1 pseudogene is annotated in these 253 nt (G+C 71.9%); it reads left to right on the top strand.

Annotated elements, in window-relative coordinates:
- A pseudogene (locus KVT32_RS30770) lies at positions 1-253 on the top strand (ATP-dependent DNA helicase); the annotation flags it as partial.

The raw sequence follows: 253 nt of genomic DNA, 5'->3' as shown, positions 1-253 counted from the left end.
CCGACGTGGCGCGGAAGGACACCGGCGTGGCCGAGCTGCTGCCGTCGGCCAACACCATCATCTTCGACGAGGCGCACCAGCTGCCCGACACCGCGACCCTGTTCTTCGGCCAGTCGGTCTCGACGTCCCAGGTGCTGGAACTGTGCCGCGACGTGCTGGCCGAAGGCCTGGCGCACGCGCGCGGCGGGCCCGACTGGGCCAAGGTCGTGACCGTGGTCGAGAAGGCCGCGCGCGACCTGCGCCTGTCCTTCCC

The organism is Achromobacter sp. GbtcB20 (assembly GCF_019091095.1).
In the GTDB taxonomy this organism is placed as follows: Bacteria; Pseudomonadota; Gammaproteobacteria; order Burkholderiales; family Burkholderiaceae_B; genus Achromobacter; species Achromobacter mucicolens.
The sequence above is the reverse complement of the archived record's forward strand: the minus strand, read 5'-3'. Positions and strand labels throughout refer to the sequence as shown.